Source organism: Bacillus sp. FSL K6-3154 (assembly GCF_040869395.1).
GTDB lineage: Bacteria > Bacillota > Bacilli > Bacillales > Bacillaceae > Bacillus > Bacillus safensis.
On record NZ_CP152033.1, the window covers coordinates 216,020 to 232,829 of the forward strand.

A 16,810-nucleotide genomic window follows, 5' to 3' on the forward strand; every position below is an offset into this window, starting at 1 on the left:
GAGAGTTGATCAATGGAGCAGCATGACATTCACACCTTTCTTCTCCGTTTTTTCAAGGCGAATCAATGCAGCATATTAGAAGAAAGTGCAGGACATATGACCGTACAACTGACAATTGAAATGGATAAATTGATTATGAACCGTCCTTTTTATTGGCACTGGCTTGAAAAAACTGGCGGTGTACCTGAACCGCGGCAATTGACTTTGATCACAGATCAAAAAAAAGCGGGTGATACGATCAGTGGTGAATTTATCCATTTCGGCTCCCCCCGGTTATTTCAAATATTTGAGGCGGTCAAAGAGCAGGGCCGTTTTATCCGGCTTTATGAACGAGTCAGCCCGCTCACGAACAACCAGATCGCCCTTGAGCCATGGCTTGGTCTCAATGTAAAAATTTCTTACCTTGCAGACCGGAAGAAGGATAAGCTTTTATCATTAGGCCTTCATCTCATTCGCGGAGAAGTCATTGAACAATTTCAAGAGAAGTTGGAAGCTCGTGAGCTGTCGTCTCAAATTCCCGATTATTGCTTTACGATGAGCACAATGATTAAGCCAGAGAGCGGAATCAAACGGCTTTACAGCCTTATGGAGCATTATGCCCATGAGGAGCCGGACGACTGGGCAGTGCGAGCCGTTCAAAAATGGAAGGAAGACTTCGAACTTTTAAACCAATTTTATGAAGGGACTTCAGACACATCTGTAGAATATGAAATAGAAAGACAAGCACTCAAAACTTTATACGAACCAAAAATCAGTCTTACGATTGAAAATGGCGGACTTTTTTACTTACAGCAAAAAAGAGGAGGTTGACTCATGGTCCCCTCCCTTTTATGTGACATACAATTTTCGATCAGTCTAAAGCTAAGTTTGTCTGTTTGTATTGGGCGGAAACATGACGCAAGCAAACTATGAGGTCTTACCACCTATGTCTTTCCATTTCATGCGTTAAGTGCCTGAAATACATGATTCAGTATTTTAGGAGGGTATTTGTATGGAAAAGAAAACGAACAAATTAGACAGTGAATGGGTTCAATTATTACGCGAAGCTCGCAAGGCAGGACTAACAGTTGAAGAAGTCCGTCATTTCCTCAAATCAAATGAAAAGTCCTCTGAGTCTCCCCCTCTGGTAAGAAGTCATTCTATCAAACCTTTCTGAATGTGCTATAATATCGAAAGGAAGGTGATGACATTGATTGGCCAGCGTATTAAACAATACCGCAATGAAAAAGGCTACTCACTATCAGAACTGGCCGAAAAGGCTGGGGTAGCGAAGTCTTATTTAAGCTCAATAGAAAGAAACTTGCAAACAAACCCCTCCATTCAATTTCTTGAAAAAGTCTCCGCTGTTCTGGACGTCTCGGTTCATACACTTTTAAACGAAAAAGATGAAACCGAATACGATGGTCAATTAGATAGTGAATGGGAAAAACTAGTTCGAGATGCAATGACATCAGGGGTTTCGAAAAAGCAATTTCGTGAATTTTTAGATTATCAAATCTGGAGAAAAAAGCAAGAAGAGGAGTAAAGCGCACGTTTTAGCGCATACTCCTCCAATTGCTATGCAGACCTTGATATCAGCCTAAAGACTGGCTTTATTTTTTATCTTCGCTGTGTGCTTTTTCGTTTTCTTTCACGTAGCCTTTTTCATCCGTATGCTTTTTTGGATTGATCGTTAAACCATTCCACTGAGTCGCTTCGAAGGAAAGATCAATTTGAATCGCATCGCCTTGGTATTTATTTTGGATATAGTGACCAGCTTTATCCTTCGTCTGGTCATTGATAAATTCAATGATCATTTCCATTTTATCGTAATCAAACGGATTCTTTGGAATGCCGTCATACTCTGGAGCCACTGTTCCATCAACAGTTGCTACATTAATTTTCCCACTTTCATGTAAAAACTTCTCATCGACGGCATGACGAAGCTTTTCAAATGCGGTCTGATCCTGTTTTGACGTTAATTGATGCAAGTCAAGCAGGTTTGCATGGTCTAAAATAATATTTTTCGGATAACCATTTCCACCTTCGGCTCCAACCGTAAGAACACTCACCTGAAACTGGCTGAGAAATTCTTCAGCTGTATTTTTACCGCCATTCTTCGCGGAAGATCCATCTGTAAACTGGCTGTAATCAAGACTCATCAGCACTTGGTTTATCGCTAGTGATCCCTTATTATCAAAATGAAATTCTTTCTTGATCCGATCACCAGGTTTTAAGTTCGAAAGGTTGATGGCGCCGGAGTTCTCTTTAGCAGATAAATCCAGCTCTCCTGTCGAGTAGACCGCGTTTGCCTTTTCAATATCATTAAACGCCGCCCATGTTCCCCCGCCAATTAATGCAAGACCTAAAGCCCCTGATAATACACCTAAACGAATTGATTTTTTCATTGCCATGAATAAACCCCCTAATATATTGTTTTATTGAAACCTGATTAGGTTACAAACGATTTAAGCTTGTTCCTCTGAGATATGTACATCAGCCGTGTGTCTACGATGTTTTGCTGCGCCCACAAAATGAATGGTTGAATAAACGAGCAGCATGACACCTGGTATAATAAGGAGCAAAGCAGTTCCAGCTGATGTCCCTGCATACGAAAGAAGCTTTCCTGCATAAGGAATGTTCACTCCCATATACTGCGCAGTTACCTGATCCGCTTTTACCAGCGTACCGTCCTGATACATATTATTGTCACCCTTCGTCTCAAACGCTTTATTTGCACCCTTTCCCTTCACCCCAACAATTCGGTGGGTCACAAAGGACTGATCCTGCTTTGTTTGAAACGTAATAATATCTCCTTTTTTGAGCGTCTCAGGTGAGGCGACCTGTTTTACAACAATCAGTGACCCAGCTGAAAATTCTGGTTCCATCGAACCTGATAATACTTGCTTCAATTGATAACCGAAAATCTGAGGTTCTCCTCCTGTTGTTCTTGATGACAACACGACAATAATAGAGGCTATCATCACCGTGAACACCATCACATAAAGAATACTCCCAGACATTTTCATCCATTTTTTCATAACCCCTTCTCCCCTTCGCCTATCATTTTTTCACTTTAAAAGACAGCTCCATTTAGGACGCCTTTTCTTGACACTTTGAGAGCTCCATCGGTTTAGACCAAAAGTACGCCTGATCAGATGCGCCAAACCCTTTAGGATAATAGATTTTAAATGCATAGCTTCCATTTGTTTTTGCTTTATCTGTCGTGACAGTCGCTGTTTCTTGCGACAACAGGGACTTTATGGAGCCCTTTTCAAGAATATGACCATCTTGTAATGACTTCTGACCATTTCCTATTTTATGTAATTCCCATTTCCATTCAGAGTACGCAATAGGCTGTCCACTATTTTTTAGTGTCATGCTCAGCTTTTGAGGTGCGCAGACTGTTCCTTCGATCATCGTTTGATCGATAAGCTCCAATTGACTTTCATCCCATTTTTTAGGCTGACAATGCTGATCTGTCTGTTCAAAATTTTCACATGTTTTCATGACAAAGTTTTTGTGCTCAACATCGTTAAAAGAAGCATTCGTTGGTGTCATGAGGGAAGACGTCAAAATCAAACAAATGGCACAAAAGAGTACAAAGAGCGACTGTTTCATTCATTCCTTCAACTCCTTGAACAATTGTTCTTTAAAAAGAACGATTATATACAGTATAAGGAAATACCTATAAAACCCAAAACGTCAAATTAGTCCATTTTGTTCTTAAACAAGAACCATTACGAGAAAATTCTCCCATTTTCTCATTTTTTCACCATATTCAATATTTTTTTGTGTGACATTTGTACTTCTTAAAACTTACATAAAAATGTAGGATTTGGTCAGGATATGAAGAGGTGAGGTGATGTTAAGTGAAATATGGAAAAATCATAATCATGCTCAGTTTACTGCTGAGTTCTATGATTCTAGAGGTCAAACCCGTTGATGCGAGAGGTTTGACTGCCGCCGCAGATCAATGGGAAACGCGGGCAGTCAAAGAAGCAAAAAAAAGATACCCGCTAACGCAAGTATTATTTAAACAAAAAGTATGGGACCGCCACCGCGATAAGGAATCTGTGAAACAGTATCATATTACGTTAAAAGACCACACAAAGGAATTTGGGGTATTCGTCACCATTTCCTATAACCCTTACTCAAACAAGGTGAATAAAGTGATTGTTGTGGAGGAATACAGCTAAAGTGGCATAAAAAAACCGCCTGCTGGGCGGCTTTTTACTTTCGTCGATGGCGCTGGCGTTCTTTAAGCATCATGGATAAGCCAAACGGCAGAACCCCAAATAAACGCTGTGAAAACGGCGGTTTCGTTTCTATTTTTTCTTGTTTGTGTTCCTTCCGTTCGTCACGTGGTGTATTCATATATTTAATGATTTCCTGCGTCATATATTTTACATAGTCATTTGTTTTCAAGCACATTCACCTCTTCTTCCTTCAAGTCTTTCCAGGAAGAGGATGATTTTATACACTGGCTAATCAGGATTTGCCCATCTCATGATTTCACCGGTCTTCCAATCCAGCATCAGTTCACGCTCATCGGATAAACCATCTTTTGTTTTCACCTTCACCAAAACAAGGACAAGTTTTTTCTTATGATCGCATTTCATCCGCTTCAGTGTCACACGGCCTTCTTCAGTATCAATATGGGTTTTCTGTTTCGCACAAATACGTTCTACTGTGCTGGCAGCTTGACTCACACCCACCCTAAAAAGCTGCTGTTTTTTATAAAAGGAAATCGTCAGCTCTGCACTTTTCAGTTCTTTTTGAAACCCCATCGTTATTGCCCCTAGGATCAAGAGAAAAAATAAAATCGCCGCAAGTGCATGCGGATAGATAAACCCTTCCTCTCTTTTCACGATTTACGAACCACTCCTTTATGTGTGAAAAAAACGGCTTCATACACTTTACCAGATCCATCTGTGACTTTTAGAATCGCTCTATGCTGACTCGTTCTCACGTGAAATTGTTTCACCTTATGCAATAAAGGAAGATGCCCAGCTTGATCCGTTCGTTTTCGAAGCATCTCTTGATATGGCTCAATCGTTACCACTCGCCCTTGATCAGAAATATACTCTAACGCTTTTCCATCTTTCACTGATTTCACAGCATCGGCACGACTTAATTCCTCATCTAATTGCAGAACAGTCTGTTTCCACTCCATTTGGGAAAATCCGTTGATGTCTTCAAATGGACGAGCTTTCTCCACTGCTGAAAAGATCAGCCCACAGCCAAAAGAAAGAAATAGAAAGAGCGTCAACTGCCACAAAGCTTGTAAAAGGGTAAAAGCTTTGTCATCGCTCCACATGCTGAAAGCATATGGTCTCTTTTTTTTGTACTTTGTATGAAACACATCCCTTCTGTTTACGCCAATTGAAAACATACGTGATCTCGCCTCTCTTCTTTTTGATGGAAGATGTTGTCCCATTTATAAACGCTTCATTCATCTGTTCATGTAAAACCTGATAAGCTTCAAGCTTGGCTCTCACTTCCTTTTTCCCCATCATGAGTTCTTCATAGGCTGGCATGAGCACTAAGGCAGCAAATAGAAAGAGATGACAGGCAAACAGTGTTTCAAACGTACTAAATCCTCTATTGTTTTTGAACATGGATTCGCCCGCTTCCTAAATAAATCGTCAGTTTATACGATTGACTGCCAAATTCGACAATGAGAGATCCACCGCTGCTTGGATGTCCGTTTGCATTAAAATAGATACCTTGCGAGAATGTAGAAGTTTTGATGCTGCCCTTTTTATGTTGATATGAAGCAATGACTTCGTTACTCTTTTGGTCTATTACCTGATAAGATACATGAGGCGGATGGATCCCAACATGTACACGTGTTTTTTTGATAAATGCAGTATATGATGCCAATTGAAGATCTTGTTTCATGATGTTTACTTGTCTTTTGGCTTCAGCGCTCTCTATTATATTTGGGATTTTCCCTCCCATGATCGACAATAAAATCGATAAAACAAGTAAAATCAACAGCTGTTCAATCAGGGTAAAACCCTTCTCATGTAAAAATAATTTATTCATGCTTCACGTTGCCGTTTTGAATGACAATCGCTTTTCCATTAGGACAAGTTAATCCCTTTTTGACATAACCTTCTTTTTCTAATTCAGCTAAAGATGGCGTCTTCCCATCATGCTCCAATTCATATGCCATCACTTGTGTGCTGACCATTGATTTAAGCCCTTCACAGCCCTTTGCCTGAATCGCTTGGTGATGACGTGTGATATTCGGTATGGTAATGAGTAAAAGAATGGATATTACGAGCATGACTATTAACATTTCTAACAGGGTAAATCCTTTATCATTCATGTCTCTGTCCTCCTTCTTACACTTGCTCCATTAGTTGATACATTGGTAAAAGAATAGATAAATACACGATGAGTATAAGAAGTGCTGTTACCCCATAAATAACTGGCTGCAGCCAAGAAATCCATTTTTCAATTTTTAGCTCTGCATTCTCTAATAGAAATTGGCTGTACGTGTACATTTCTCTCGCAAGCATTCCGCTGGCTTCACCATGCTTGATAATGGCTGCAAAATGTTTTTCGAAAAAAGGAGACACGCTTACTTGATGGGCCATGCTTTCTCCTTTTCTTAACTCTTCCATCATTTGTTCACCTATTTCTTGAAGAAAAGGCAGGTAGCTTTGCTGTTTAAAAGCTTGCAAACCTTCGTACATCGATAATCCAGCTTGAAGCAGTCCGCTGAGCTGAAGAGAAAAAAGGTACGTATGCATCAGCTGCATCCCTTTATATAAAAAAGGCAGCTTACTCATCACCCTCAATTTCTCAAGGGTCGACTTTTTCCTAAAAAAAACAGCATAATATCCAATAAGACAGATACACAGACAACTAGTGATGAGAAGAAAAGCATGAAGGAATTGAAATAGTCCAAACATCCCTTGAATCAGCCAAGACATGCGGGTATCCATCGATGAGTACAAAACAGAAAATTGAGGAATGATCATTTGCTGAACGAGTACCAACACGACCAAAACCGTGAAGATGAGGAAAAGCGGGTAACGTAACATACGTTTAAACGTGTCTAACTGTTTGATTTTTTTCTCTAAAAAACGGGCGCTTTGTTCTAAAGCACGGGCTAGACTGCCATGCTTCTCAGAAAAACATAGTATAGCGATGACTTCCCGCTGAAAATGGAGTCTCTCCAGCACTACATAAAAAGGCTCGCCTTCGTGAAGCCACTGAATACCTAGTTTTAATTGCTGCCGCTGTTGTTTTGATAACTGGATATTCACCATCACTAATGCCTCAATCAATGTATATCCAGCCTGAATCAACTGAGCTAGTTTTGATAGGCATTCAGCTTGGTCCTTTTTAGACCATACTTTAGAGACTCGCTTCTTCATAAACCCAGCGATGATAAGTGTTTTTTGATAAATAGCCGAGTGCCACTCCTTTACGAATTAATCTTTGCAGTGTTTCATATGACGAGTGAGCATATTCTCCTTTAGCCTCCTTGATACACTCACCAAGCTCTTTTCCGAACAGCAGTTCAAATACATTTGTTCGTCTGATCGGTCGATTTAATTTACAGTAAAGCTGACATCTTTCTCCGCAAAAAGGACAGGTGAGCTCGATTAATCGCTGCGCAGCAATCGCAACCATCGTTTGCTCAAGTTCATTCATCGTGACACCAAATTCAAGCATGCGGTAAAGGGCTCCTTTTGCATTTTTTGCATGGAGCGTACTCAATACTAAATGGCCTGTCAGCGCTGCTCTAATCGCCGTTCTGGCCGTTTCAGCATCTCTTATTTCTCCTAGCACAATCACATCTGGATCATGTCTTAATATAGCGCGTAATCCAGCGGCATATGTGATGCCGGCTTTTTCATTTACTTGAACCTGTAATACTTCTTCATTTCTTGTTTCCACAGGATCTTCAAGGGTAATAATATTTCGGTTAAAATTCTTTTTTGCAAACTGGATCAGTGAATAGAGGGTTGTTGTTTTCCCCGAATTGGTTGGACCGGTAAATAAAATGAGCCCATGCGAGTGGTTTAAAAAGGATAATAATCTGGCTGAGGCTTTCGGAAATAATGATAGATGTTTTATTTTCGGAACATGATCCTGCGGTAAAATTCTAATCACTAAACTCTCATCATTCACTGTCGGCAAGGTAGACATCCGAATAAACACTTGACCGTTTCTTAGCATCACAGCTAGTGAGCCATTTTGCGGCCTCCTTTTTTCCCCGATATCCATAGAAGATAAAAACTTAAAATGTGCAATAAGCCGCTCTCCGCTTTTTTTATCAATGGTTCGCTGCTGGATTAAATCTGAGTCAACACGAAATGACACCGAAGCTTCCTTTTCTTTTGGCACAATATGCACATCAGAAGCCCTCATGCGGCATGCTTCTTCTAGCAGCTCTTGCCTTAAATATTCAATCCCATACAAGTGGATCACTCCTTTCTCTGATCACATTGTAGAATGGCGGAACGTGAATGACAAAAGAGCAATTTATGATTTTCATGACTAATAAATGATGAAAACCCTCAACTCACGATGCATTACATCATTTTTTAGAAAAGAGCATATAAAAAAACCTGACTTTTACAAGTACAGGTTTTTTGGTCATGATGTGGCTTCTTGCGGCTGCTCTTCAAAGATACGAAATCCTCTTTTTTCTAAAGCTTTTGCAAGGCTGTGTTCAGTATTTACTTTTGAGAAATCAATGCCGAGTTTCACTACAGTTTGAGCGATCTCTGGGCGGATGCCTGAAATAATCGTCTCAATTCCTAGCAGCTTCGCACTATCGACCACTTTAAACAGCTGATAGGCCACCATCGTATCAACAACGGGAACACCAGAAATATCAATAAATAAATGCGTTAGACGCAGTCTTGAAGCCTGTTCTAGTACGGATTCCAGAATGATTTTGGCCCGGTACGTATCGATCTCTCCAATCAGCGGCAAAATCCCAATTTCCTTTGATACTGGAATAACTGGGGCACTTAGTTCTTGAATCATCTCTCTTTGTGCATTCAGCTGACTAAGTGTCACGCGGTCATATTCTTCTGATAAACGCTCAATCATGTCATCAAATGTGGCATGAAAATGCTGATTCCACTGACACACATCTTGCAGCGTCACTTCAAGCTCTGTTTCTTGGGTGAATGTCTCAATTCTCGAACAGAAAATGTGGCGGAAAATCTTAAACTGTCCAATGATTTCATATAACGGCACCTCGTGCACTGCTCGATCACGTGCAATATCAACAGACCACTTTTTCAAATGGTTTTCTACTTTGTCAGACAGTGTCACAAGCGTGGCTGCAATGGTTTGAATAAACGCCGTGTTCTGTTCCTTCAGCTTCTTTTCCGTTTCTTCTGAAGCATGTTTAGAATATAATGAGCCTTCTTCTGTTCTTGTTTTTAGCCATTCTTCGGTCATGACAGGGGCTTCTTTTAGGATAAATTCGTATAATTGCTTTGATTTTTCATTTTTCATTTATTTCTTTCGCTCCTTTTTCACTAAAACTCGTGACATACAACTTTTATGTATAAATGACCGCAGATGGTGAACAATAACATTACACGTTTATATTGGGCTATAGCCAAGTGGTAAGGCAATGGACTTTGACTCCGTGATCGTTGGTTCGAACCCAGCTAGCCCAGTTCAGCACAAAAACGAAGACGGCTGAAGCTTGTTTCAGCTGATCTTCGTTTTTTATTAGGAAACCGATTGATGTATCGCTTTCTTCTTTGATATTTTCATGAGTTCTCCTGGATTATAGCCGACCACTAATTTATTCCCATCAATGATGATTGGTCTCCGGAGCAGCTTTGGTTTTTCAATGAGAAGCTGTAAGACCTCGTTTACCTTTAAGTCATTAATATTTAAATTTAAGCTTTTAAAAGCCTGACTTCGTGTGGCTAAAATTTCATCCATTCCTTCTGTTGTTAAAGAAAGAATCTTTTTTAATTCATCTAGTGTTGGCGTTTCTCTGAAAAGGTGACGCTCTTTAAAATCAATTTGATTCGCCTTTAACCAATGTTTTGTTTTGCGGCAAGACGTGCAGCTCGGGTATGAATAAAAAGTAATGTCACTCATTAGTCTTCCTCCTTAGGTCGTTAACCTTTTCTCTTATGGAGTAAGTACCCTCATGCTTTTCAGCATAAACACTTTTTCATCATTTTTTCAAAAAAATTTTTTCTACATTCAAAATAAATTGTTCACATGATGTCAAAAATGTAAATGTTTACATAACAAGTGATGATCAGCTATAATATGAATCAAAGGGGTTTTTAAGGGGAGGGAAAGAAATGAATCGCATGTTCCGCGTGCTTGGCTTTTGGACGGGTATTTTTGCTGTCATGTTCTATTTAGGACATATGAAAGATGCATCGCTGCTGTTCTTCGGTCAAACCGTTCTTTTTGTATTTTTATCCTACTTGAATTTATCCGAAAGAATGTATATTTACATTTTCGGAGCGTACTTGACGATTTTCTTTGCCGGATTTACATATTATTCGATTTTCATCATGGTTCCCGGTACCGGACATTAATTGAAAAAAGCATCTCTTTTAAAGAGATGCTTTTTTCATGCCTGCAATTAAAGAGAAAAACCATTAATAAACGGATTTTGCTCCTGCTCCGTCAGCACAGTCGTTTCCCCGCCATGTCCGCTTAAAACAAGAGTTGATTCTGGCAATGACAATAATTTTTGATGGATTGATTGTAGCAGCACTTCCTGACTGCCGCCTACTAAATCTGTTCTCCCGATGCCGCCTTCAAATAGCGTGTCACCAGAAATAACAAAGCCCTCTTCCGCCGAATAGTAAGACACACTGCCTGGTGAATGCCCTGGTGTATGGAACATTTCTAATGTAAACGATCCAATTTGAAGCGTTCCTTCTGACGTAATCAATTTTTCAGCTTCTTTGACCGTAATTCCATTCCCAATCAATCGAGCTGAACCGTTTAATTCAGCGTTCGTGAGCCATTCTTTTTCATTTTCGTGTACATACAGCGGCACTCCCCACTCTTCGCGCACCTCATCTGCCGCGCCAATATGATCAAAGTGAGCATGTGTCAATAAGACAGCAAGTGGTGTAAGCTGTTTTTCTTTTACATAGGAAATCAGCTTTTGCGCTTCACCGCCTGGATCAAAAATTAAGCACTCTCCCTGCTCGTTTTTCCAAATATATGCGTTCGCTTGTACATAGCCTAGTGGCATTCTTCTCCAATTCATTTTCATCACCTACTTTATTCATTCTTTTTTATTATGAAGGCTATTCAATAAAAATTCAAACAATCGTCAACTGGAATCTACTCGACAAGCTTTATGAAAACGGTTAAAATGAAAAGAAAGGAAATCAAGGGGATTGATGACAAAGGGGGACTTTCACATGATGCTCGTCATTATTTTTGGTCTAGTCACGATTTTAGCTGCGCTCGGCATCTATCGCTCACTAAAAAAAGTGAACGTACTTGCCATCGCTTTTGCAGGCGCTACATTTTTGGTTTTTGGATGGTTCACTGTCATGACCATCATCTATAGCGGTTATCCAACTGCACATTAAAAAGCCTGCATATAGCAGGCTTTCAGATTTCCTACAAAGGGCTAAAATGATTTTTATTTTAGCCCTTTGTCTTCTTTTCAGCGTGATAGAAAGCCCTTGCAGCCCTAGGAAAAACGAGTAACGGAGCGGAGCGAATATGACATTCGTGAGCACCGGAACGCAGGACTGACAAAGAATGCGAGGGTTTGTCTACACGCTGAAAGCCTGCATTTAGCAGGCTTTTTTTATTGATTTAAATGCTTATTCACGCTTTCTAATTTGCTTGTAAGTGTTGTGGTTTGATCCCGTCTGTCATCGATGCGAATATTGGTCGCTACTCGGTGCAATCCCTTTTCAAAAGGGGCTTCATGAATACGCTGAATGACCTCAAATAAAACGGATAATTCGCCTTCAATTAACGTATTCATCGGTGTTAATTGATATTTGATTTTTCCTTCTTGTTGAAAGCCTTCTAAAATTCTTTGTACATCTGCTACGTAAGCACTGACACTTGGTGTTTCAGTACCTATTGGAATGATGGTGACGTCTGCTATAGCCATAATTTTTCCCCTTTCCATTAAATTCTCATGTTTTCTCGTCCTCATTGTAACCTATCCTCATTCAATCATGCCATGCTTACGTTGCGTTTACGGCAGGTTTGTCTCGTTCTATCGTCAACTCCGCTCTCTCTACCTTCCCGATCTTTGTAAACAGAAGCAGGCATATACCTGAAACAGCTTCAATGATGCCGCCAGCCGCAATGACATACCCAGATCCAAACAGGGTTGCCATATAACCGCCAATGAGGGCGCCTAACGGAATCATCAAGTAGGAAATCATGTTAATGATCGCATACACTTGCGGCTGATCCTCTGCCTTTACTGACAATTGAATCATCGTATGTTCGGGTACGTTAACTGCACTAATGGCTGCTCCTAAAGCAAAAGCTGATATAAACACAAGTGGTAACAATGCGTTCATACCTGTGATGAAGAAGGCGATTCCATCAACAATCCCAGCACCTATAAACAGCAATCCATACCGATTCACTTTTATCTTTGTCAAAACAAACCCCATCAAAAATGCGCCTAGTGCGGTTGTGACTTTGATGAATGAATAGACGACCGGTCCACTATGTAAGTCTTCCGTTAAATAAATAACAGACAATGCTTCCCATGGTGCCGCAGCAAAGTTTGAGCAGACACAAAAAATCGCTAATGGAAACAAAATATGATGGCTTCTCACAAGTGAAAAACCTCGAATTAATCTTTTGCCGTAAGATAACCCTTTTTTGGCTTTATCGATGATGACTTCTGTTTGATATGAAATCATGAACACCAATAAAGCGGACAAAAGGTAAAGAGGAATGATCACAAGCATTGTATAACCTACGCCTACAAACGCAATCATGACACCACAAATCGTGACCGTCACAAGTCTTACTACATGACTTGCTGATTGGATCGTTGCATTCGCTTTTTGTATGAGATCCTCATGAACAAGCTTTGGGATAATCGATACAGATGCCGGTTCATAGGAGCCTCCTGTCGCCGAATGCAGCAGCATACAGCCAATGATGAGGACTAATGGTGTGAAACCATAAAAGTAACTAACCACGATCACAAGGATAATCGCCCCTCGTGTTAAATCAGCAAAACACATCCAAAATTTCAATTGATGCGGCTTCATCATAGGCGTAATAAATGGTCCAACAATCGCTTGAGGAACAAAGCTGACTGCAATAAAAAAAGCTGTCCCTATGGCCCCTTTCCCTCCTAGTACTAAAAGCCACAAGATGGTGTTGAAAGATAAACTATCAGCCGTAATTTTGCACATTTTAGAAACAAATAAATAAGTAAAATTTCTTTTCCACAGGCTTTGAGCACTCAATAGTCGACATCTCCCTAAATCATATCCTTTTTTTTACATCCATATCTTTCACAATAGCTTACTAGGAAGCCTTCGTCAATTGCTTCAACATTGTTTTTATTGACCATAAGCAATTGATTTTCTCAAAATATGAAAAAGCACCAGACAGGTGCTTTTAACATTTACACGCTTCCCACAAAAGCCGCTTTGTTTTTTCATAGATCGAATCAAATTGATCCATGGAAAGAGGATTTTTCCCTAGACCAAGCTCGACTGTATAGCCCTCACTATGAAATTGATAAATAAACCAATCGCGATAGCCTGCATAGCTGTCGAGATATTGGATCGGTTTGTAGCCGCTCACTAGTTCGAATCGTTTGACCGTTTCTTTTGAGATGGCTGGCTCATGGCCAAGAAACCCCCAATAGATCTCTTCTCCTTGTGTATGAAGGGCGATCAGCCGGTCAAATCGTTTTCGCAACGCAAGATTGGCCATCGCTTTCGCTTCTGGTTCTGTTAATGGCTCGCGCCCAGGATAATCCCGGTAGGACGGTGCCTTCGACTGATGACGATAGTACTCGATCTCCCAATAAGCAGGGAATTGATTGTTTAAATCCACCCCTCGAATATTTGCTTTCCATTCCCGGTAATCGGAATATCCCTTGTTTAGCAGTGTGAATTCTTCACGATGAAGACCTAGTGACTCCGGTCCATTACGAACCAAATCCACTCCATCTGGATTGACCATTGGCACGATGGATAAAGCGGTGGTCTGCAGGATATGAACCGCTTCATAATGTCTTGCCTGAACCGGATCTGACGCTGCTAAGCAAAGCGATTTCAACCATTTTAATAAAACAGACGTCGTGATCCATTCATTTGCATGAAATGAGGCATTGAGATGAATAGAATGTAAATGCTGAACAGGCTCTGTTCGGATCTCATAAATAGGTGTATCAAGCACTGAATGGCCAATAACGCTAATATGAAGAAAAGGAAATACGGCTTTCAAGCGGCTCAGCTCTTCTTCTAATCGAGCGCTATCATATTCAAATGTTCCATTAATCCAATCATCTGATTGCTGCAGTCTGTAAGGTGCAATAAATCTCTGCACATCACCTATCGAATCAAATACATGGACTCCTTCTGGAAGTCTATATCCCGGTAAAAGAAGGTTATCAGTGCTTGATTGATTAGATAAATGAAAAGCAGCTTTGCCAATACCAAGCTGCTTTGCCACAGCATCCCTCCCTGCTTCATCCAGCTGCCATTCAATTTTTCCAAACGACGTTGTCTTCATTTACATCCCTCCTCTCATACTATATGAGCCGTCAGACAAAAAAAGAAAACCTCTGCTTCTAAAATAGCAGAGGTTTTTTCATCTATTAGGACGCCTTTTTCAGCTCCGTTTCACCTTCTTTTTTGGATGGTGAATGGTCCGGGCTGTTTCGATCATAAAATCTAAGGAGATCTCCGTAGATGATTTGATCAGAGAATTGAAGCTCCTGCTTCGCTTTCTCTTCATAAGACTGACACACATTTTTATCATCTGCTGGCTCGCCTGTCTCTTTATTGTAGCAAACACCATCTGTAAAAATGCTGTCCTTCGTAATAAAGCTTCCATCACGGAGTACTGTAAAGTCATTCGTATCTTTTGATAAAAGGTCATGACCAAATTGAATTTGTTTACTTGTATCAATCCCTAGAAGATTGAGTACAGTTGGACGGATATCGACCTGACCGCCTACCGTATCAATTTCTTTTGGATGTTGATCCGTTACCCCTGGAATGTGTACAACAAACGGGACTTTTTGAAGCTGCACTTCTTCAAATGGCGTAATCTCTTTATTTAAGAATTGTCCCATGGCTTCGTTATGGTTTTCAGAAATTCCGTAGTGATCCCCATACAAAACAAAAATGGAGTTATCGTATAACCCAGCTTCCTTCATCTTTTTAAAGAAAAGCTTAAGGGCTTCATCTTGATAACGCACTGTAGGGAAGTACTTGTTCAGTGTTTTGCTCTTTGAATCATATTCATCAATGAGCTTATCTTCCTCATCTAAATCAAAAGGGAAATGGTTCGTTAATGTAATCAATCTCGTATAGAAAGGCTGCGGGATCGATTTCATTAATTCAGCGGACTGCTCAAAGAACGGACCATCTTTCAGTCCCCAGCCAACTGAGTTTTCTTCATTCACATCAAATGATTTAATATCAAAGAACTTATCGTAGCCAAAGCTATCGTAGATAAGGTCACGGTTCCAGAAGCTTTTGTTATTCGCATGAATAACAGAAGAGTGGTAGCCCTCATCCTTTAACAGCTCAGGTGTCGCTGTAAACTCATTACTTGGATTTGTGAAGAACACAGCCCCTCTTCCAAGTGGATAAAGAGAATTATCTACAATAAACTCTGAATCAGATGTTTTCCCTTGACCTGTTTGGTGATAAAAATTAGTAAAGTTATAGCTCTTCTTGATCAATTTGTTTAAAAACGGAGTAATTTCTTTCCCGTTTAATTTTTCATTGATCACGAAACTCTGTGTAGATTCAAGTGATATAAGAATGACATTTCGTCCTTTTGCTTGACCAAATGTCTTTTCATTACGGTCCGTTTGATTTGCACTTACATAGTTTTCAATTTCAGTTAAGCTATTGCTGTCAGCAAGAGCTCGTTGGGCGGACTGCTTCGATTGCAATACCCCATCATAAATATGGAAGTTATATAAGCTGATATTTTTCACCAGCATCTCACGGTCAAATGAGCGAGTAAGCAGTTCTGGTCTTTCTGTTTCAGCTAAACCAAGATTAAAGAAAAATGTAGCTGCCACAAATAAGTAATATGCTGCTCGTTCTTTTCGTGAAACGGTGACATCTGTTCTAAAGGAAGGCTGTTTTTTATAGAGCCAAATTAAAATGATGATATCAACAAACATCAGTAAATCGACTGGTTCAATTAAAGAGGTAATACTGGACCCGAGGTCACCCATATTGTTTGTTTGAAATAGGACGGGGATGGTTAGAAAATCACTATAGAATCGATAAAACACAATGTTGGCTAACAAAACGAATGTTAGGATAAAGCTTGTCACGATGATATATCGATTGCGATTTTTTTCTTTGAAAAATAAACCGATACCGAAGATAAACAAGAGAAAGCTAAGCGGATTAATAAACAGGATAAACTCCTGCATGAAATTTTCAATTTTAATATTGAAGCTAGATTTATAGATAACATAGGTTTTGACCCACATCAGCAATGTCGCAATCAGTAAAAATGAAATCGCCTTTAATCTATTCTTTCGCATTGTAACCTCCTTATGCTAAGCGCGCACCCAGGCTCTAGATATACCCTAATTATTGGTGCTTCTAGAAAAATAACTAAAGTATATCTTATCCTGTATATGATGGAA

The 16,810-nt window shown here is 40.0% G+C and carries 24 protein-coding genes and 1 tRNA gene; 7 read left to right on the plus strand and 18 right to left on the minus strand.

Features of this window, described 5'->3' with window-relative positions:
• The first annotated feature begins 12 nt into the window (after positions 1-12).
• The 3 genes from MHH61_RS01220 to sinR all read left to right on the plus strand — a co-directional run bounded on the left by MHH61_RS01220 (position 13) and on the right by sinR (position 1,525).
• Positions 13-810: a YqhG family protein gene (locus tag MHH61_RS01220; protein ID WP_024427993.1), complete on the plus strand. Its 798-nt coding sequence runs from the start codon at positions 13-15 to the stop codon at positions 808-810.
• A gap of 181 nt (positions 811-991) precedes the next feature.
• Positions 992-1,156, plus strand: coding sequence for an anti-repressor SinI family protein (locus MHH61_RS01225; RefSeq protein WP_073206269.1), 165 nt, complete (start codon positions 992-994; stop codon positions 1,154-1,156).
• Between the two features lie 33 nt (positions 1,157-1,189).
• Positions 1,190-1,525, plus strand: a complete 336-nt coding sequence (sinR, locus tag MHH61_RS01230; RefSeq protein ID WP_024422969.1) for a transcriptional regulator SinR — start codon at positions 1,190-1,192, stop codon at positions 1,523-1,525.
• Between the two features lie 67 nt (positions 1,526-1,592).
• Here the strand turns inward: sinR and tasA are convergent, their stop codons facing one another.
• From tasA to tapA, 3 genes are read right to left on the minus strand one after another with little or no spacing between them, the layout of a single operon-like run.
• Complete coding sequence (tasA, locus tag MHH61_RS01235) at positions 1,593-2,393, minus strand: biofilm matrix protein TasA (protein WP_024422970.1); 801 nt, start codon at positions 2,391-2,393, stop codon at positions 1,593-1,595.
• Between the two features lie 54 nt (positions 2,394-2,447).
• The gene (gene sipW / locus MHH61_RS01240; protein WP_024422971.1) at positions 2,448-3,020 is read right to left on the minus strand and encodes a signal peptidase I SipW; all 573 of its coding nucleotides are present in this window, start codon (positions 3,018-3,020) and stop codon (positions 2,448-2,450) included.
• Positions 3,021-3,072: 52 nt separating this feature from the next.
• Positions 3,073-3,600 (minus strand): amyloid fiber anchoring/assembly protein TapA, encoded by a 528-nt coding sequence (gene tapA / locus MHH61_RS01245; RefSeq protein WP_125586572.1) that lies wholly within the window; start codon positions 3,598-3,600, stop codon positions 3,073-3,075.
• Positions 3,601-3,899: 299 nt separating this feature from the next.
• Between tapA and MHH61_RS01250 the strand changes: the two genes are divergently transcribed.
• The gene (locus MHH61_RS01250) at positions 3,900-4,178 is read left to right on the plus strand and encodes a DUF3889 domain-containing protein (RefSeq protein WP_171464609.1); all 279 of its coding nucleotides are present in this window, start codon (positions 3,900-3,902) and stop codon (positions 4,176-4,178) included.
• Between the two features lie 34 nt (positions 4,179-4,212).
• On the opposite strand, the gene MHH61_RS01255 is transcribed toward MHH61_RS01250, so the two are convergent.
• From MHH61_RS01255 to MHH61_RS01295, 9 genes are all read right to left on the minus strand, one after another.
• Positions 4,213-4,407, minus strand: coding sequence for a YqzE family protein (locus MHH61_RS01255; RefSeq protein WP_056767455.1), 195 nt, complete (start codon positions 4,405-4,407; stop codon positions 4,213-4,215).
• A 59-nt stretch (positions 4,408-4,466) separates the two neighbouring features.
• Positions 4,467-4,850 (minus strand): competence type IV pilus minor pilin ComGG, encoded by a 384-nt coding sequence (comGG, locus tag MHH61_RS01260; protein ID WP_125586574.1) that lies wholly within the window; start codon positions 4,848-4,850, stop codon positions 4,467-4,469.
• Positions 4,847-5,374 carry a competence type IV pilus minor pilin ComGF gene (comGF, locus tag MHH61_RS01265; RefSeq protein ID WP_335374388.1) on the minus strand — a complete coding sequence of 176 codons (528 nt, stop codon included), beginning with the start codon at positions 5,372-5,374 and terminating at the stop codon, positions 4,847-4,849. The genes comGG and comGF overlap by 4 nt, the downstream gene beginning before the upstream one ends.
• Positions 5,286-5,600, minus strand: coding sequence for a competence type IV pilus minor pilin ComGE (comGE, locus tag MHH61_RS01270; RefSeq protein WP_025092974.1), 315 nt, complete (start codon positions 5,598-5,600; stop codon positions 5,286-5,288). Before comGE ends, comGF begins: the two co-directional genes overlap by 89 nt.
• The gene (gene comGD, locus MHH61_RS01275) at positions 5,584-6,030 is read right to left on the minus strand and encodes a competence type IV pilus minor pilin ComGD (protein ID WP_125586578.1); all 447 of its coding nucleotides are present in this window, start codon (positions 6,028-6,030) and stop codon (positions 5,584-5,586) included. Before comGD ends, comGE begins: the two co-directional genes overlap by 17 nt.
• Positions 6,023-6,316 (minus strand): competence type IV pilus major pilin ComGC, encoded by a 294-nt coding sequence (gene comGC / locus MHH61_RS01280; protein WP_024422977.1) that lies wholly within the window; start codon positions 6,314-6,316, stop codon positions 6,023-6,025. Before comGC ends, comGD begins: the two co-directional genes overlap by 8 nt.
• A 16-nt stretch (positions 6,317-6,332) precedes the next feature.
• Positions 6,333-7,373, minus strand: coding sequence for a competence type IV pilus assembly protein ComGB (gene comGB, locus MHH61_RS01285; RefSeq protein ID WP_125586580.1), 1,041 nt, complete (start codon positions 7,371-7,373; stop codon positions 6,333-6,335).
• A complete protein-coding gene (gene comGA / locus MHH61_RS01290; RefSeq protein WP_041117979.1) occupies positions 7,354-8,424 on the minus strand; it encodes a competence type IV pilus ATPase ComGA in 1,071 nt (356 codons plus the stop codon). Before comGA ends, comGB begins: the two co-directional genes overlap by 20 nt.
• Positions 8,425-8,601: 177 nt before the next feature.
• Complete coding sequence (locus MHH61_RS01295; RefSeq protein WP_024422979.1) at positions 8,602-9,477, minus strand: STAS domain-containing protein; 876 nt, start codon at positions 9,475-9,477, stop codon at positions 8,602-8,604.
• A 96-nt stretch (positions 9,478-9,573) separates the two neighbouring features.
• On the opposite strand from MHH61_RS01295, the gene MHH61_RS01300 reads away from it, so the two are divergent.
• Positions 9,574-9,644, plus strand: a tRNA-Gln gene (locus MHH61_RS01300).
• A gap of 55 nt (positions 9,645-9,699) precedes the next feature.
• On the opposite strand, the gene MHH61_RS01305 is transcribed toward MHH61_RS01300, so the two are convergent.
• Entirely contained in the window at positions 9,700-10,080 is a 381-nt protein-coding gene (locus MHH61_RS01305) for a Spx/MgsR family RNA polymerase-binding regulatory protein (protein ID WP_007501232.1), read from the minus strand.
• A 212-nt stretch (positions 10,081-10,292) separates the two neighbouring features.
• On the opposite strand from MHH61_RS01305, the gene MHH61_RS01310 reads away from it, so the two are divergent.
• Positions 10,293-10,535 (plus strand): DUF2626 domain-containing protein, encoded by a 243-nt coding sequence (locus MHH61_RS01310; RefSeq protein ID WP_003217440.1) that lies wholly within the window; start codon positions 10,293-10,295, stop codon positions 10,533-10,535.
• Between the two features lie 47 nt (positions 10,536-10,582).
• Here the strand turns inward: MHH61_RS01310 and MHH61_RS01315 are convergent, their stop codons facing one another.
• Positions 10,583-11,221 carry an MBL fold metallo-hydrolase gene (locus MHH61_RS01315; protein ID WP_024422981.1) on the minus strand — a complete coding sequence of 213 codons (639 nt, stop codon included), beginning with the start codon at positions 11,219-11,221 and terminating at the stop codon, positions 10,583-10,585.
• Between the two features lie 157 nt (positions 11,222-11,378).
• On the opposite strand from MHH61_RS01315, the gene MHH61_RS01320 reads away from it, so the two are divergent.
• Positions 11,379-11,552 carry a DUF2759 domain-containing protein gene (locus MHH61_RS01320; RefSeq protein ID WP_003217333.1) on the plus strand — a complete coding sequence of 58 codons (174 nt, stop codon included), beginning with the start codon at positions 11,379-11,381 and terminating at the stop codon, positions 11,550-11,552.
• 224 nt (positions 11,553-11,776) lie between these two features.
• Here the strand turns inward: MHH61_RS01320 and MHH61_RS01325 are convergent, their stop codons facing one another.
• The 4 genes from MHH61_RS01325 to MHH61_RS01340 all read right to left on the minus strand — a co-directional run bounded on the left by MHH61_RS01325 (position 11,777) and on the right by MHH61_RS01340 (position 16,705).
• Positions 11,777-12,091, minus strand: a complete 315-nt coding sequence (locus tag MHH61_RS01325) for an MTH1187 family thiamine-binding protein (protein WP_024427984.1) — start codon at positions 12,089-12,091, stop codon at positions 11,777-11,779.
• Positions 12,092-12,167: 76 nt separating this feature from the next.
• A complete protein-coding gene (locus MHH61_RS01330; protein ID WP_056767338.1) occupies positions 12,168-13,421 on the minus strand; it encodes an MFS transporter in 1,254 nt (417 codons plus the stop codon).
• A 154-nt stretch (positions 13,422-13,575) separates the two neighbouring features.
• Complete coding sequence (locus MHH61_RS01335; RefSeq protein WP_025092970.1) at positions 13,576-14,700, minus strand: M14 family metallocarboxypeptidase; 1,125 nt, start codon at positions 14,698-14,700, stop codon at positions 13,576-13,578.
• 85 nt (positions 14,701-14,785) lie between these two features.
• On the minus strand, positions 14,786-16,705 hold the full coding sequence (locus MHH61_RS01340; protein WP_025092969.1) for an LTA synthase family protein: 1,920 nt from the start codon (positions 16,703-16,705) through the stop codon (positions 14,786-14,788).
• Positions 16,706-16,810: the final 105 nt, after the last annotated feature.

Coding starts and splice junctions, on each gene's coding strand:
- MHH61_RS01295 (WP_024422979.1), bottom strand. CDS start 9,477: ATGAAAAATGAAAAATCAAAGCAATTATACGAATTTATCCTAAAAGAA.
- MHH61_RS01320 (WP_003217333.1), top strand. CDS start 11,379: ATGATGCTCGTCATTATTTTTGGTCTAGTCACGATTTTAGCTGCGCTC.
- comGE (WP_025092974.1), bottom strand. CDS start 5,600: ATGTTCAAAAACAATAGAGGATTTAGTACGTTTGAAACACTGTTTGCC.
- comGD (WP_125586578.1), bottom strand. CDS start 6,030: ATGAATAAATTATTTTTACATGAGAAGGGTTTTACCCTGATTGAACAG.
- sipW (WP_024422971.1), bottom strand. CDS start 3,020: ATGAAAAAATGGATGAAAATGTCTGGGAGTATTCTTTATGTGATGGTG.
- tapA (WP_125586572.1), bottom strand. CDS start 3,600: ATGAAACAGTCGCTCTTTGTACTCTTTTGTGCCATTTGTTTGATTTTG.
- MHH61_RS01225 (WP_073206269.1), top strand. CDS start 992: ATGGAAAAGAAAACGAACAAATTAGACAGTGAATGGGTTCAATTATTA.
- MHH61_RS01250 (WP_171464609.1), top strand. CDS start 3,900: ATGATTCTAGAGGTCAAACCCGTTGATGCGAGAGGTTTGACTGCCGCC.
- comGF (WP_335374388.1), bottom strand. CDS start 5,374: ATGTTTTCAATTGGCGTAAACAGAAGGGATGTGTTTCATACAAAGTAC.
- comGB (WP_125586580.1), bottom strand. CDS start 7,373: ATGAAGAAGCGAGTCTCTAAAGTATGGTCTAAAAAGGACCAAGCTGAA.
- MHH61_RS01340 (WP_025092969.1), bottom strand. CDS start 16,705: ATGCGAAAGAATAGATTAAAGGCGATTTCATTTTTACTGATTGCGACA.
- MHH61_RS01305 (WP_007501232.1), bottom strand. CDS start 10,080: ATGAGTGACATTACTTTTTATTCATACCCGAGCTGCACGTCTTGCCGC.
- comGC (WP_024422977.1), bottom strand. CDS start 6,316: ATGAATGATAAAGGATTTACCCTGTTAGAAATGTTAATAGTCATGCTC.
- MHH61_RS01315 (WP_024422981.1), bottom strand. CDS start 11,221: ATGAATTGGAGAAGAATGCCACTAGGCTATGTACAAGCGAACGCATAT.
- MHH61_RS01335 (WP_025092970.1), bottom strand. CDS start 14,700: ATGAAGACAACGTCGTTTGGAAAAATTGAATGGCAGCTGGATGAAGCA.
- MHH61_RS01220 (WP_024427993.1), top strand. CDS start 13: ATGGAGCAGCATGACATTCACACCTTTCTTCTCCGTTTTTTCAAGGCG.
- MHH61_RS01310 (WP_003217440.1), top strand. CDS start 10,293: ATGAATCGCATGTTCCGCGTGCTTGGCTTTTGGACGGGTATTTTTGCT.
- MHH61_RS01325 (WP_024427984.1), bottom strand. CDS start 12,091: ATGGCTATAGCAGACGTCACCATCATTCCAATAGGTACTGAAACACCA.
- tasA (WP_024422970.1), bottom strand. CDS start 2,393: ATGGCAATGAAAAAATCAATTCGTTTAGGTGTATTATCAGGGGCTTTA.